Annotated in this window: 11 protein-coding genes; 6 read left to right on the top strand and 5 right to left on the bottom strand. The window is 45.8% G+C overall.

All coding sequences use genetic code 11. The features are described from left to right. Positions 1-156 precede the first annotated feature (156 nt). Together tsf and rpsB are read right to left on the bottom strand one after the other, a co-directional pair. Complete coding sequence (tsf, locus tag ACRC53_RS07035) at positions 157-1,014, bottom strand: translation elongation factor Ts (RefSeq protein ID WP_438642780.1); 858 nt, start codon at positions 1,012-1,014, stop codon at positions 157-159. Between the two features lie 129 nt (positions 1,015-1,143). Further along, complete coding sequence (rpsB, locus tag ACRC53_RS07030; RefSeq protein ID WP_438642779.1) at positions 1,144-1,869, bottom strand: 30S ribosomal protein S2; 726 nt, start codon at positions 1,867-1,869, stop codon at positions 1,144-1,146. Between the two features lie 307 nt (positions 1,870-2,176). Here rpsB and map point away from each other — a divergent pair, with 307 nt between their 5' ends. The 3 genes from map (at position 2,177) to dapD (ending at position 6,586) form a co-directional block, all read left to right on the top strand. Beyond that, positions 2,177-2,962 (top strand): type I methionyl aminopeptidase, encoded by a 786-nt coding sequence (map, locus tag ACRC53_RS07025; RefSeq protein ID WP_438642778.1) that lies wholly within the window; start codon positions 2,177-2,179, stop codon positions 2,960-2,962. A 117-nt stretch (positions 2,963-3,079) separates the two neighbouring features. Next, entirely contained in the window at positions 3,080-5,698 is a 2,619-nt protein-coding gene (glnD, locus tag ACRC53_RS07020; RefSeq protein WP_438642777.1) for a bifunctional uridylyltransferase/uridylyl-removing protein GlnD, read from the top strand. Between the two features lie 60 nt (positions 5,699-5,758). After that, positions 5,759-6,586, top strand: a complete 828-nt coding sequence (gene dapD / locus ACRC53_RS07015; RefSeq protein ID WP_438642776.1) for a 2,3,4,5-tetrahydropyridine-2,6-dicarboxylate N-succinyltransferase — start codon at positions 5,759-5,761, stop codon at positions 6,584-6,586. A 243-nt stretch (positions 6,587-6,829) separates the two neighbouring features. Here dapD and speB read toward each other — a convergent pair whose 3' ends face one another. Together speB and speA are read right to left on the bottom strand one after the other, a co-directional pair. Next, complete coding sequence (gene speB, locus ACRC53_RS07010; protein WP_438642832.1) at positions 6,830-7,750, bottom strand: agmatinase; 921 nt, start codon at positions 7,748-7,750, stop codon at positions 6,830-6,832. A gap of 102 nt (positions 7,751-7,852) precedes the next feature. After that, on the bottom strand, positions 7,853-9,826 hold the full coding sequence (gene speA / locus ACRC53_RS07005; RefSeq protein WP_438642775.1) for a biosynthetic arginine decarboxylase: 1,974 nt from the start codon (positions 9,824-9,826) through the stop codon (positions 7,853-7,855). 853 nt (positions 9,827-10,679) lie between these two features. Here speA and metK point away from each other — a divergent pair. The 3 genes from metK to endA all read left to right on the top strand — a co-directional run bounded on the left by metK (position 10,680) and on the right by endA (position 13,300). Then, the gene (gene metK / locus ACRC53_RS07000; protein ID WP_438642774.1) at positions 10,680-11,834 is read left to right on the top strand and encodes a methionine adenosyltransferase; all 1,155 of its coding nucleotides are present in this window, start codon (positions 10,680-10,682) and stop codon (positions 11,832-11,834) included. 125 nt (positions 11,835-11,959) lie between these two features. Continuing rightward, complete coding sequence (locus tag ACRC53_RS06995) at positions 11,960-12,517, top strand: SprT family zinc-dependent metalloprotease (protein ID WP_438642773.1); 558 nt, start codon at positions 11,960-11,962, stop codon at positions 12,515-12,517. Between the two features lie 60 nt (positions 12,518-12,577). Beyond that, complete coding sequence (gene endA, locus ACRC53_RS06990) at positions 12,578-13,300, top strand: deoxyribonuclease I (RefSeq protein ID WP_438642772.1); 723 nt, start codon at positions 12,578-12,580, stop codon at positions 13,298-13,300. Positions 13,301-13,309: 9 nt separating this feature from the next. Here the strand turns inward: endA and ACRC53_RS06985 are convergent, their stop codons facing one another. Then, complete coding sequence (locus ACRC53_RS06985) at positions 13,310-14,953, bottom strand: FUSC family protein (RefSeq protein ID WP_438642771.1); 1,644 nt, start codon at positions 14,951-14,953, stop codon at positions 13,310-13,312. Between the last annotated feature and the right edge of the window lie 5 nt (positions 14,954-14,958).

Raw genomic sequence — 14,958 nt, 5'->3', positions numbered from 1 at the left:
GGTTTTCCTTCCTGGCGCGCAGTGAGTGAATAGCCGGACTGATGATAGGGTAATAAGTATACTATTAACATCAGCCTGTAGGGCATTATAAGTAGGTTATTAAAACTGAACCGCAGATTTCTGCGGTTCAGTGGGTCTTTCATGTAAAGCAGAAAATTAAGATTGCTTGGTCATTGCTGCAACTTCTGCAGCAAAGTCAGCTTCAACTTTCTCGATACCTTCACCTACTTCAAAACGTACAAAGCTAGTCACGCTTGCACCTTTCTCTTTCAGCAGATCAGCAACAGATTTTGCAGGATCCATGACAAACGCTTGGCCGTATAGAGAAACTTCGCCGGTGAATTTCTTCATACGGCCTTCAACCATTTTCTCAACGATTTCACGTGGCTTGCCAGATTGCATGCCGATATCAACCTGAATTTCACGCTCATGCGCAACTACGTCAGCAGGTACGTCTTCTGGCTTCACATAATCAGGCTTGCTGGCTGCAATGTGCATTGCAACATGCTTAACTAGCTCTTCATCAGCGCCTGTTGCAGAAACAACAACACCGATCTTAGCACCGTGCAGGTAAGTACCTACAACATCGCCTTCAATGATAGTCACACGACGAATGTTCATGTTTTCGCCGATTTTAGCAACTAAGTTTGCACGCGCTTCTTCAAATTTAGCCTGCAGAGCAGCCAGATCAGAGATACGGTCCGCCAGTGCTGCAGTCACAATCTCTTCGCCCAGAGCTTTAAAGCCAGCATCTTTAGCAACGAAGTCTGTTTCGCAGTTTAGCTCAACAATAGCAGCAACTTTGTTATCAGCATTGACTTTAGCCAGAATGATACCTTCAGCAGCAACACGGCCAGCTTTCTTAGCCGCTTTCGCTTGGCCAGATTTACGCATGTTGTCAATTGCCAGTTCGATATCACCGTTAGCTTCAACCAGTGCTTTCTTACATTCCATCATGCCTGCTGCGGTGCGGTCACGCAGTTCTTTGACCAGAGCGGCGGTAATTTCTGCCATCGTATTATCCTCGGTTATCTCAGGGGAGATCATAAAAAACAGGGGCCATAAGGCCCCTGCTAACCATATCAGTGTAATATCTGATTTTTACTGTCTGGTTAAATAAGGGCTCGATACGAGCGGGCCTTATTATTCAGCTTCTACGAAGCTTTCTTCTGCTTGAGCAACCAGATCCTGACCGCGACCTTCGCGAACAGATGCAGCAACAGCAGTCAGGTACAGACTCACAGCGCGGATTGCGTCGTCGTTACCTGGGATGATGAAGTCAACGCCATCTGGATCAGAGTTGGTATCAACGATAGAGAATACTGGGATACCCAGGTTATTCGCTTCTTTGATAGCGATGTGCTCGTGATCAGCATCGATAACGAAAATAGCATCAGGCAAACCGCCCATGTCTTTGATACCACCCAAGCTCTTCTCAAGCTTTTCCAGCTCGCGAGTACGCATTAGGGCTTCTCTTTTGGTCAGCTTGTCAAAAGTACCGTCTTGAGACTGAATTTCCAGCTCTTTCAGACGCTTGATAGATTGACGAACAGTTTTCCAGTTAGTCAGCATACCACCTAACCAACGGTGATTTACATAGAACTGGTCACAGCTATTTGCTGCTTCTTTAACCGCTTCGCTTGCTGCGCGCTTAGTACCAACAAACAGAACCTTACCTTTACGGGAAGCGATCTTGCTCAGTTCAGCCAATGCTTCGTTGAACATTGGTACTGTTTTCTCAAGGTTGATGATGTGTACTTTGTTACGCGCACCGAAGATGAATGGCTTCATCTTTGGGTTCCAGTAACGGGTTTGGTGACCAAAGTGTGCACCAGCCTTGAGCATGTCGCGCATTGAAACAGTTGCCATGAATCTTTCCTCAGAAATGATTGGGGTTAAGCCTCCACGTATCCCATACAACCGACTCCAGACTCGAAGGCCAGAGCACCCCGGTGTACGGTGCTGATACGTGTGTGATATTTCACATGAGTTCTTGTGGACTTCGCAATTGAGTTTTTCAATCGTCGAATTTCCGGCGCGTTTTATACCATAATTTAAGCCATAATTCCAGATTGAATTGCTTTATGTTGAGATTGGTTTTCTCTCTGCCACAGGGCTGTTACCATATGTAAAGACACTGACTGCCGTGCAAAGCGGCTAATCCCAGGAAAATTTTATGGCTATTACGATTAAAACTGCTGATGAAATTGAAAAAATGCGCATTGCCGGCAAGCTCGCCGCAGATGTACTTGAGATGATTGAGCCGCACGTCAAAGCCGGTATCACTACCGGTGAGCTAGATCAAATCTGTCATGACTATATTGTCAATGTGCAGCAGGCTATTCCTGCCCCACTGAACTATCACGGTTTTCCAAAATCAATTTGTATCTCTATCAATGAGGTAGTTTGCCACGGTATTCCCGGCGATAAAGTCTTAAAAGATGGCGATATTGTGAATTTTGATATTACCGTGATCAAAGACGGTTATCATGGCGATACCTCTAAAATGATCAATGTGGGCAAGCCGAGTATTCTGGGTGAACGCTTGTGCCGTATCACACAAGAGAGCTTGTATTTATCGCTAAAACTGGTCAAGCCAGGCATTCGTTTACGTGAAATTGGCAAGGCTATTCAGAAATTTGCCGAAGCAGAAGGCTTCTCAATTGTACGTGAATATTGTGGCCACGGTATCGGTGCACAATTCCATGAAGAGCCTCAGGTTTTGCATTATGACTCTGACGACAGTGGTGTGATTTTGCGTGAAGGCATGACATTCACTATTGAACCTATGGTCAATGCTGGTAAGCGTCAGGTTCGCCTGATGGGTGATGGCTGGACAGTGAAAACCAAAGATCGCAGTTTGTCTGCTCAGTATGAGCACACCATTTTGGTTACTGCTAATGGCTGTGAGATTCTAACTCTGCGTAGCGATGAAACGCTGCCACGCATCCTGCATAACTGATTTTTGTCTACTGACAACACTGTTTGTCGAAATAACCAAAATTAGACTTTACAAAGCCGGTGAATTCCGGCTTTTTTTATATCTGCCCGTATCACCTCAAAGTCTAAGGAAAGCCTGATGCAGCCCTGTTTGCTTGATTTACCGGACGCTGAACTGAGTTTACCTGCACTAAAAGTGCATTTAGAGCAACAAAAGCAACAGATGGAGGCTGATTTTACGGCTGGAGTCTCGGTTGAACAGTTGGTCAAGAACCGGACGTTGTATATTGATCAGTTGCTTGAACGTTTGTGGATTTTCTTTGGCTTCCCTACAGATAAGTACTTAGCTCTGGTTGCTGTGGGGGGATACGGGCGTGGAGAGTTGCACCCCCTGTCGGATATTGATTTGCTAATCCTCAGTGAATTACCGGTTGATGAGGTACTCGCCGCACAAATTGGCCAGTTTATTACCCTATTGTGGGACCTACGGTTATCAATTGGTCACAGCGTGCGCACGCTGGATGAGTGCATCAGTGAGGGGTTAAATGATCTCACGGTTGCGACTAACTTGCTTGAATCACGCCGATTATGCGGCGATATGCCGCTATTTTCAGGGTTACAACAGCGTATTTTTGCGGATGACTTTTGGCCTTCACCCGATTTTTTTCGTGCCAAGCAAGCCGAGCAGCGTCAGCGGCACGAACGTTACCACGGCACCAGTTACAACCTTGAGCCCGATATCAAAACCAGCCCCGGTGGGTTGCGTGATATTCACACTTTAGGCTGGGTTGCCAGACGACACTTTGGCGCCAGTAATCTTGATGAGATGACCCGCTTTGGTTTTCTGACTCAAGCAGAATACAACGAGTTACAAGAGTGTCAGGATTTTCTCTGGCGGGTGCGTTTTGCGCTGCACCTGAGCTTGACGCGTTACGATAACCGGTTGCTGTTTGAGAGCCAGTTTACTGTGGCACAAATGCTGGGGTATCAAGGAGTGCGTAATCAACCCGTTGAGCGGATGATGAAAGATTTCTACCGCACGCTGCACCGAGTGCTTGAACTCAATGAGATGTTGTTGCAACTGTTTGATGAAGCTATTTTATCACTCAGCGCCAATGAAAAGCCGCAACCGCTAGATCAATACTTCCAACTGCGCGGCAGCCGAATTGATCTGCAAGATCCTAACCTGTTTCAACAACAACCTGAATCGATTCTCGACCTCTTTTTGCACCTCGCCCGGAATCGTCAAATTAATGGGATCTACTCAACCACACTACGACAATTACGCTTTGCAAGGCGCAATATTGACGGTTTTTTGTGTGATAATCCTGCGGCACGCGCTCGGTTTGTGGCGCTTTTAGCACAACCTGACGCAATACAACGGGCCTTTTTACCGATGCACCAACACGGTGTTCTTGCGGCCTATTTTCCGCAATGGAGTCAGATTGTTGGCCAAATGCAATTTGATCTGTTTCATGCTTACACCGTTGATGAGCATACTATTCGGGTGCTGCTGAAATTAGAGAGTTTTGCGGATGAAGCACAACGCCAACGCCATCCGCTGTGCGTTGATGTTTTTCCTCGTTTAGCCTCGCGCGAAGTGATTTTACTGAGCGCACTGTTTCACGATATCGCTAAAGGGCGTGGTGGCGATCACTCACTGATCGGAGCCGATGATGCCTATGATTTTTGTCGCCTGCACGGATACGGTGAGGCTGATTCGCGTTTAGTGTCGTGGCTCGTTAAACAACATTTATTGATGTCGGTAACAGCCCAGCGCCGTGATATTCACGACCCTGATGTCATTCGTACTTTTGCCAGTGAAGTTAAACACGAAGAGTATCTCAACTATCTATTATGCCTGACTGTTGCCGATATCTGTGCAACCAATGAAACGCTCTGGAATAGCTGGAAACAAACGCTGCTACGTGAGCTCTATTTTGCAACGGATCGGCAATTACGGTTAGGGTTAGAAAGCTCGCTAGATATTCGGTTGCGGATTCGCCATCACCGTGAGCAAGCCTTAGCACTATTGCGTATTGATCAAGTTGATGAGCTGGCACTTCAAGCATTATGGCAACGTTGTCGTATTGACTACTTTTTACGCCATACCCCTCGCCAAATTGCATGGCATGCTAAAGAGCTATTACAGCATCCGAAAGGGCAACCGTTAGTGCTCGTTAGTCGTCATGCTACCCGTGGTGGAACAGAAATTTTTATCTATTGCCCTGATCAACCTTATCTATTTGCAACGGTTGCCGCAGAACTTGATCGTAAAAATTTAAGTATTCATGATGCTCAAATCATTACCAGTCGCGATGGTTATGCACTCGATACCTTTGTAGTGCTAGAGCCTGATGGTTCACCATTAGCACCTGATCGTCATAATAGTTTGAAAACTGCGCTTGAAAAAGCACTGAGCCATACGAATACTCCCCCCCAACGTATACGGCGAGCCTCACCTAAGCTGCGTCATTTTAGTGTGCCGACTGAGGTCACTTTTATTCATACGCGTGGAAGTAAACGTACGTTAATGGAGCTCGTGGCACTGGATATGCCAGGATTACTCGCACAAGTAGGGGCTATTTTTGCCGATGTAGGTATTTCACTACGTGGAGCAAAAATCACCACCATTGGTGAGCGTGTTGAAGATCTCTTTATTCTCAGTGATCATGAACGCAAAGCTCTGCTTCCTGAAACATGTAATTATTTACACGATCGTTTAATCGCAGAACTCAACCAGACTGAAAAAATGTGATACAAGTATGTGATATATATACATCGTATATTCCACTGACTCAATCTGATAGGACGAGTAATGACTCACTTGCAATCGATTATCGAAGAGGCGTTTGAACGCCGCGCAGAAATTACACCGGCCAATGCCCAACCTGAATTGCGTAGCGCAGTAGACCAAGTCATTGCGTTGCTTGACAGCGGTGAAAAACGGGTTGCCGAAAAAGTCAACGGTGAGTGGATCACTCATCAATGGTTGAAAAAAGCAGTGCTACTCTCTTTCCGTATCAATGAAAATAAAGTTATTGATGGCGCGGAAACCCGCTATTTCGATAAAGCACCACTGAAGTTTGCCGAGTATGATCAAGCCCGTTTTGAAAAAGAGGGCATGCGTGTCGTGCCTTCGGCTACGGTACGTAAAGGTGCACACATTGCATCAAATACTGTATTAATGCCTTCTTATGTCAATATCGGTGCGTTTGTTGATGAAGGGACAATGGTTGACACATGGGCAACGGTTGGCTCTTGTGCACAAATTGGTAAAAACGTACATCTGTCTGGTGGTGTGGGTATCGGCGGTGTACTTGAACCGCTGCAAGCGAACCCAACCATCATCGAAGATAACTGCTTTATCGGCGCACGCTCAGAAGTGGTAGAAGGCGTGATTGTTGAGGAAGGATCAGTGATCTCCATGGGCGTATTCATCGGCCAAAGTACCCGTATTTATGACCGTGAAACCGGTGAAATCCACTATGGCCGTGTACCAGCAGGTTCAGTGGTCGTCTCAGGTAGCCTGCCATCAAAATGTGGCACATATAGCTTGTATTGTGCAGTCATTGTGAAAAAAGTCGATGCAAAAACCCGCGGCAAAGTGGGTATTAATGCTCTGCTGCGTTCAATTGACGAGTAATACAGTCAAATTAATAGATTAATAAACAACAGACCCGTGTTCGATTTTTATCAACACGGGTCTGTTGTTATTTTGCTATTCCACACACAAATTTTTCATCGGTAAATTGCATTAATTTACGATGTACTATCATGTGATATTGGCAATAAAAAAGCCTCGTAAATGACGAGGCTTTTTGTTTTATCTTACTGAGTATCACTTAGCAAGAAATGTACTCTTATCTACATAAGTAGATAATCTGTATTACTCGCCTTTGTTAGCGGCTTGTACGTACAGCATTTCCAGTGCCAGCGTTGCTGCTGCCAGTGAAGTCATTTCAGCGTGGTCGTATGCTGGAGAAACTTCAACTACGTCCATACCAACAATGTTCAGACCTTGCAGGCCACGAACGATTTTCAGTGCGCGGTCAGAAGTAATACCACCGATAACTGGAGTACCAGTACCTGGTGCGTGTGCTGGGTCTAGGCAGTCGATATCAAATGTCAGGTAAACAGGCATGTCACCTACAATTGATTTAACTTGAGCAACGATATCTTCAACAGTACGATCGTTAACTTGTGCTGCATCAAGAACAGTAAAGCCATTGTCACGATCAAACTCAGTACGGATACCGATCTGTACAGATTTAGTTGGATCGATCAGACCTTCTTTTGGTGCAGTGTGGAACATAGTGCCGTGGTCAAACTCTGCACCCCAAGCATAGGTGTCAGTGTGCGCATCAAAGTGGATCAGCGCCATTTTACCGAAGTGTTTAGCGTGAGCGCGCAGCAGTGGCAGAGTTACAAAGTGGTCACCACCGAAAGTCAGGCAACGCTTACCAGCAGCCAGCAACTTCTCTGTGTGTGCTTGTAACGTTTCGCTCATATCACGTGCGTTACCAAAATCGAATACTACATCACCACAGTCAACAACTTTCAAACGATCGCGGAAGTCGAAGCTCCATGGGAAACGGTTATGTTCCCATGCCAGGTTAGTAGACACTTGGCGCATAGCACCAGCACCGTGACGTGCACCAGCACGGCCAGATGTTGCCATGTCAAATGGGACACCGGTAATTACCCAATCAGCATCGCTGTCATATGGCATGAAGTTTAATGGTAAACGCAAGAAACCGAATGCGTTAGAAACCAAAGACATGTCTGATTTATTACCTAAGGTGCTCATAGTGCTCATAGATACCTCAACAACTTTAAAAAACAGTGCGCCACGATTTCTACGCGGCTGGCAGGAGAGATTCTAATCCGAATGAAAGCCTCGCTTCCAGTACTAAATCCCTTCTAAATATGTATAACCGTAAAGACCTGCTTCAAGCTCTGACAAGCATTGCTGCTGCAACATTTCAGACAAACCTGAGGCCTGCACTTGCTCACGATAACGCCCTAACAAGGTTTCAGGATCAAGACGAACATACTCAAGCATAGTAGCAACCGTATCACCATCACTCGATGAATAGACCTCTACATCACCATTTTCGAAAACTTGCACATCAATACTGGCTGTATCACCAAACAAGTTATGCATATTGCCAAGGATCTCTTGATACGCTCCCACCATGAAAAAACCCAGCAGTGGCGGATGCTCTGGATCATATTCTGGCATCGGCATCGTGGTCTCTACACCATCACCATCAATATACTGGTCAATTTCACCGTCTGAGTCACAGGTGATATCCAGCAATACAGCGCGGCGAGTGGGTGCTTCATTTAAGTGTTCTAGTGGTAGCACAGGGAAGAGTTGATCAATACCCCATGAGTCAGGCATTGACTGGAACAGTGAAAAGTTCACGTACAGTTTATCAGCCAGCCGCTCTTGTAACTCATCAATCACTGGGCGATGAGCTCGGTTAGTTGTACTTAATAAGCTATTTATTTTAATGCACAGTGCCAGGTGGAGTTGTTCTGCATAAGCACGCTGCGAAAGATTTAACACGCCAACAGAGTATTGGGTGTGTACATCTGAAAGATCAAACTGACTTTCATGCAACCATGCCCGTAGTGAACGCTTATCTAATGATTGGCATAGCTCTTGCCATGTTTCCCACATACTGTGTAGTACTCGTGGTGCATCAGCCACGGGCGCTACGGGCTCTGATGGCTCATGCCGCTCAAGGCCAATCACATTCGAGACCAAAACAGCATGGTGTGCGGTTGTTGCACGGCCAGATTCGGTAATAATCAGCGGGTGTGGCAGATTATTTTGTCGGCACGCTTCACCAATACCCCAAACAACAGTACTGGCATACTCATTCAAGCCATAGTTTACCGAGCAATCTGACTGAGTACGGGTACCTTCATAATCAACACCTAGACCGCCACCAACATCAAAGCACTCAATGTTTACGCCCAGCTTGTGCAACTCAACATAGAAGCGCGCACTTTCGCGTACACCCGTGGCAACATCACGAATATTGCCAAGCTGTGATCCTAAGTGGAAGTGCAAAAGCTGTAAGCTTTCAATACTGTTTGCTGCACGCAGCATCTCAACCAAACGCAATACCTGTTCGGCTGACAGGCCAAATTTCGATTTCTCGCCGCCCGATGACTGCCACTTGCCTGAGCCTTGTGAAGCCAGACGCGCACGCACGCCCAAACGCGGGATCACATCCAGCTTTTTCGCCTCTTCCAGCACCAACTGAATTTCAGAGAGCTTCTCTATCACTAGATAGACTTTATGTCCGAGTTTTTCACCGATAAGGGCGGTACGCACATACTCCCGATCTTTATAACCATTACAGACAATAATGCTACGGGTTAACCCCGCATGGCCTAAAACAGCCATCAACTCTGCTTTTGAGCCTGCCTCTAATCCTAATGGTTCACCTGCGCTAACCAGTGACTCAATGACTCGGCGATGCTGGTTTACCTTAATCGGGTAAACCAGCATATAGTTATTTTCATAGCCAAAATCACTGCGCGCTTGCATAAAGGCGGCATTGATAGAGCGCAAACGGTGCTGCAATATTTGTGGAAAACAGAACAGCGTTGGCATTTGCTGTCCTTCATGTTGCAGATCACGAACCAAATCAGCCAAATCAACCCGTGCATCAGGCACATCTGGATTTGGACACACAGTAACATGCCCCAGTTCATTGACATCAAAATACCCACCGCCCCAATGAGCAACGTTATACGTGCGTAGAGCTTTAACGGCTGTACGGTTCGGCATCGTATTTTCCTTTATTTGATGTGAAGTAACATTGTGGCACACTGATATAGCGTGCTCGACTAAGAGATCTGTCATTGCTTTTTAGCCCTTGCATGACAGTTTAACGGCATCCAGCACATACTGCTGAAAACTCAGACAGCGCCGGGTTGGAATCACGGGGAGCTCCCCGCAAGGTATAAAATCATCACCCATATCGAGATGCTGCATGCAATACACCACACAGCAGTATCAACTGCATATGTAGCGTTAATGACAATCAATGCAGATCAAATGAAAAAAGATCACTGCGCTGTGTATTGCTTTTGTGGTTGGGTCAGTAGGTATAAAAGAAGCCACTGTGCGCACAGGATTAATGCAATAAAAGAAGAGGCATACCTTTGCAAAGAGATAAAAGTGCTAATACGCACTAGAGGTAATAAAAAGAAGAGTAAAGCAGTGCAGAGCAAAAACCGTACACACGGCATAAAACACGTAATGAAATATGATACATCAGGCAGTAACCAAGATAGGTGCATGTTTGCTATCTCCATTCATCCTTGAGTGCTTTTATATTATGGCATTATGGCAAGTCTCAAGGGGTAAAATCCCCTCTTGCTGACGCATTGAGTTAATAAAATAAAAGCGGGGATAATTCACCATGAAAGCCCCTTTTGCCCTACACCATGCCATATCTGTATACACAATAACATCGGTTGGCCTGTGCCGCGTTTTATACCGAGATCTCTACCTAAATGCAAAGCGAAATTTTGCTGAAAATGTCGCGATAGTCACAAGAAACGATTTGCAAAAAATTTACTAGCAATACTGTCAGGGGGAATTTAGAATAGCCATCCAGATGTGGATACATCCACAAGAAACTGCTTGTGGATATGTCTATACATAACACAGACAATTTTTTATTTTTTGATTTTTTGGAGCTTGGCATCCTATGACAAGACACCTGTTTACCTCGGAATCGGTTTCCGAAGGGCATCCTGATAAAATCGCTGACCAGATTTCTGATGCCGTACTGGACGCTATTCTGAAGCAAGATCCTAAAGCACGCGTGGCTTGTGAAACCTACGTTAAAACCGGCATGGTACTGATTGGCGGTGAGATCACCACCACCGCATGGGTTGATGTGGAAGAGCTGGCACGTAAAACAGTATGTGATATCGGTTATACCAGCTCACAAATGGGTTTTGATGCAAACTCTTGTGCTGTGTTAAGTGCAATCGGTAAGCAATCTCCTGATATTAATCAAGGGGTTGACCGTTTAGATCCGCTAGAGCAAGGCGCAGGCGACCAAGGTCTGATGTTTGGTTATGCCAGCAATGAAACGGATGTGCTGATGCCAGCACCTATTACTTACGCACACCGCCTTGTTGAGCGTCAAGCTCAGGTGCGTAAAGACGGTACTCTGCCGTGGCTGCGCCCTGATGCAAAGAGCCAAGTGACCTTCAAGTATGAAGATAACAAGGTTGTCGGCATTGATGCGGTGGTATTGTCAACACAGCACAGCGAATCTATCGGCCACAAAGAGCTGCAAGAAGCGGTGATGGAAACTATCATCAAGCCCGTACTGCCTGCTGAATGGTTGTCGAAAGAGACCAAGTATTTCATCAACCCGACTGGCCGTTTTGTTATCGGCGGACCAATGGGCGATTGTGGTCTGACTGGCCGTAAAATTATTGTTGATACCTACGGTGGTGCGGCACGTCACGGTGGCGGCGCATTCTCAGGTAAAGACCCATCTAAAGTTGACCGTTCTGCTGCTTATGCTGCACGCTATGTTGCTAAAAACATCGTTGCTGCGGGCTTGGCTGATCGCTGTGAAATTCAGGTCTCTTATGCTATCGGTGTGGCTGAACCCACTTCCATCATGGTGGAAACGTTCGGTACAGCAAAAGTAGCTGAAGAGCTGTTGATTACGCTGGTCCGTGAGTTCTTTGATCTGCGCCCATATGGTCTGATCAAGATGCTGGATCTGATCCAGCCAATCTACCAGAAAACAGCAGCATACGGCCACTTTGGTCGTGAAGAGTTCCCGTGGGAAGCAACAGACAAAGCCGATGCGCTGCGCGAAGCGGCAGGTCTGAAATAAGTCAGACAGTGGTCATTCCTACAGTGCTGTGATAGGCTTTTTACTGTTACCGTGCTAACACTCTTAAAACCGGGTTATAAACCCGGTTTTTTATTATCTGTCTGATTTGATATGTAGCCACGACCATGACTGCCTGCGCGTCTGCTATTCCTATTGCTCTACAAGAATATGCGCTACAACGTTTACAAAACTGTATTGCACAAGCCCAACAGCGGTTGAACTGCCCTATTTTTATGCCGACGATCAATTACTGCCAACGGGGAATGACTGCCGGCAGTGCGCATCTACAGCGATGGGAAATTCGGCTTAACCCTGTGTTATTACTCGAAAATGGGCAAGTATTTCTTGATGAAGTGATCCCGCATGAGGTTGCACATTTACTGGTACATTTGTATTTTGTTCAGCGTAATACTCGGCAGGAGAGTCTTTTTTTACCGCCTCAGTGTTACAACAAAGTCGCTCCGCACGGGCAAGAGTGGCGCTGGATGATGCAAACTATTTTAGAGCAACCGGCAAAACGAACTCACAATTTCAATGTGAGCTCGCTACGCAAAGCGACATTTCCCTATCAATGCGCTTGCCAGGCACATATGCTGACAGTGCGTCGCCATAACCGCATTTTACGGCAACAGGCACAATATCGTTGTGTACACTGCGGTGAAATATTAACACCACGAATCTAACCATCAACTACGATCAATATCAGATACCCTTCAAAAACAATAATACACAGGTTAATTATTATGCTGCGCCACATTCTAGGTTATTCACTGTTTGTACTTCCTGTACTTATCTCTCCTGCCCATGCTACAACCACTGCGCCACAGACCTTTCGTCAGGCAAAAGTGGTTGCTGCACAAATTGTACGTGAACATCCGTATACCTTTTACTGCAATGCACCTATTCATTGGCAAGGCAAAAAAATGCTTCCCGATTTGCAGGCTATCGGTTATCAGGTGCGTAAAAATGAGAACCGAGCCAACCGCATTGAATGGGAGCACGTTGTCCCTGCTTGGGAATTTGGTCATCAGTTGCAATGCTGGCAAGATGGTGGGCGTAAAGCCTGTGCAACGGATGCACGTTTTAGAAAAATGGAATCAGACCTGCACAACTTACAGCCCTCTATTGGTGAGCTAAATGGTGATCGCAGTAACTTCCAGTATTCGCAATGGAATGGGGGTGAAGGTCAATATGGTCAGTGTGAGATGAAAGTGGACTTTAAAGCTAAACAAGCGGAACCGCCGATTCGTGCCAGAGGTGCAATTGCACGTACCTATTTCTATATGCGAGATCAGTACGATCTGCGTTTATCTCGCCAGCAAACCCAATTGATGACCGCATGGGATAAAACGTATCCGGTGACCGATTGGGAGTGCAAACGCGATAATTTAATTGCCCAAAAGCAGGGCAATCATAATGAGTATGTACAAAAAGCATGTTTAAAAGCAGGGAAAACACCAAACTAAAAAATAGCATTACACGGTTATAATTTTGGCACTCCACTGCTGGCCACTGGCCATTAGTAATGGCAGTTGTGCCAATTTTTCCTGCCATTGTGGCTGTTTATCTAACGGTAAACGGCCATAAAGTGCCAAAATAATATCAATTCGGCGCTCAAGTTTTGCAATTTGTCGAGTAATGTCTTGGGCATTAGGTTGTAATAACCAAGACCGCCACTCTTTATGCCACGCAAAAAAATGCTTTTTCAAGCGTGTTTCAGTATCATCGGGCAGCAGAATATGCTGAACGAGTGGGAACAGTATCGATAATCCTAAACATCCCCAGCACATAACAAAGAAACGCTGAACATAAAGTTCACTCGGAATATAATTATTACTGCCTGAGTTGATCATTACAGCCATTAATGAGCCAACAACCGCTAACACACGATTCGTTCCATGTAAGAGCCACGCTAACGGTAAATAGACGACAGCCAGTAAAACAATCAGACCAATATCACTATTAATACGTGGCATGATCACCACGAAAATAGGAAAGAGTACGATACTCCCAATAAACAGAGGCAATAAAAAAACTCGTGCAGGAACTTTCTCAGCGTACTGCGACATAAGCAATGATATACAGCCAAGTAATACCATTAAATTGCCCCCTGGCCAACCGGTGTAACGCCAGATAATCAAGCTCAAGGCACACACTAATCCAACCGCAAAAGCACTTAATAATGGTGAGTCGACCCCCGCTTTTAATAGCCGATTTTGCCATTGCCAACGCAGTAAACTTTTTGAGCAACTTTGGCCAGAAACTAACTGTTTAGCATCTTGTTGCATGAGTGCGAGCAATGAACCAACCCGAAATAAGTAAGGCGCAGCAGGTAATGGCTGTTCATCATGCAATGCGTGAAGCAGTGCTGAAACCCAAGCAAGTTCATCTGTTGTGGGTACAGGGTATTTTACTCGCCACGCATACAGATGGCGGGCAAGTTGTTCAACACCATATAACATACCAATAGCGCGTTTTTGTGGATCATGCAGCACACGGTAGTCACCATAATTACGGGCTAACCGAAAACGTAAAGCACGTAAATCCCCCAACAGTACAAAAAAGGATTTTGAGACTTGCTCTGAAGGCTCATTAAGCCACTGTTGTAACGAGTATAATAGGGCTTTTTGCTGCGCTTTATGGCTACTGCCAACCTCTAATGGCCACAAGATATGAAGCACATAAATCGTTGTTGCACCAATAAATACGCAACCAATACGATCCATCATCACGCTAAAAGAGCCCTCTGGGTCTAAGATGGCAGAGCTCAGAATAACCAGAAAACCAACCATCACCCAGCGCCAGAAATCTTGCCACGCAAAATGCACCAAACTAGCATAGGCCAACAAAATAATACTAAAGCTACATACAGCAATGAGCAGTATAGGTTCTTGAACAAAATTCCAAACGGTAAAAAAGGCCCATACTACGCCTAATGTCGTTCCTGTAATACGCTGCCACCAGCGCATACGTGCCTCACCAACGGTGCTCGCCTCGACCATAAAGACGCTGGTTGATGCCCATAACGGATTATGCATACCAAGCCCCATCGCAAGAAACAGACTGACGATAAGGGCTAAGGTTAGGCGCAGTGATCGCCAAAAACGATATTGATTCATCGCTG

This window comes from Plesiomonas sp., from assembly GCF_051652165.1.
In the GTDB taxonomy this organism is placed as follows: domain Bacteria; phylum Pseudomonadota; class Gammaproteobacteria; order Enterobacterales; family CAMTGL01; genus Plesiomonas.
The sequence above is the reverse complement of the archived record's forward strand: the minus strand, read 5'-3'. Positions and strand labels throughout refer to the sequence as shown.

Coding starts and splice junctions, on each gene's coding strand:
- glnD (WP_438642777.1), top strand. CDS start 3,080: ATGCAGCCCTGTTTGCTTGATTTACCGGACGCTGAACTGAGTTTACCT.
- endA (WP_438642772.1), top strand. CDS start 12,578: ATGCTGCGCCACATTCTAGGTTATTCACTGTTTGTACTTCCTGTACTT.
- metK (WP_438642774.1), top strand. CDS start 10,680: ATGACAAGACACCTGTTTACCTCGGAATCGGTTTCCGAAGGGCATCCT.
- tsf (WP_438642780.1), bottom strand. CDS start 1,014: ATGGCAGAAATTACCGCCGCTCTGGTCAAAGAACTGCGTGACCGCACC.
- dapD (WP_438642776.1), top strand. CDS start 5,759: ATGACTCACTTGCAATCGATTATCGAAGAGGCGTTTGAACGCCGCGCA.
- map (WP_438642778.1), top strand. CDS start 2,177: ATGGCTATTACGATTAAAACTGCTGATGAAATTGAAAAAATGCGCATT.
- ACRC53_RS06995 (WP_438642773.1), top strand. CDS start 11,960: ATGACTGCCTGCGCGTCTGCTATTCCTATTGCTCTACAAGAATATGCG.
- speB (WP_438642832.1), bottom strand. CDS start 7,750: ATGAGCACCTTAGGTAATAAATCAGACATGTCTTTGGTTTCTAACGCA.
- rpsB (WP_438642779.1), bottom strand. CDS start 1,869: ATGGCAACTGTTTCAATGCGCGACATGCTCAAGGCTGGTGCACACTTT.
- ACRC53_RS06985 (WP_438642771.1), bottom strand. CDS start 14,953: ATGAATCAATATCGTTTTTGGCGATCACTGCGCCTAACCTTAGCCCTT.
- speA (WP_438642775.1), bottom strand. CDS start 9,826: ATGACAGATCTCTTAGTCGAGCACGCTATATCAGTGTGCCACAATGTT.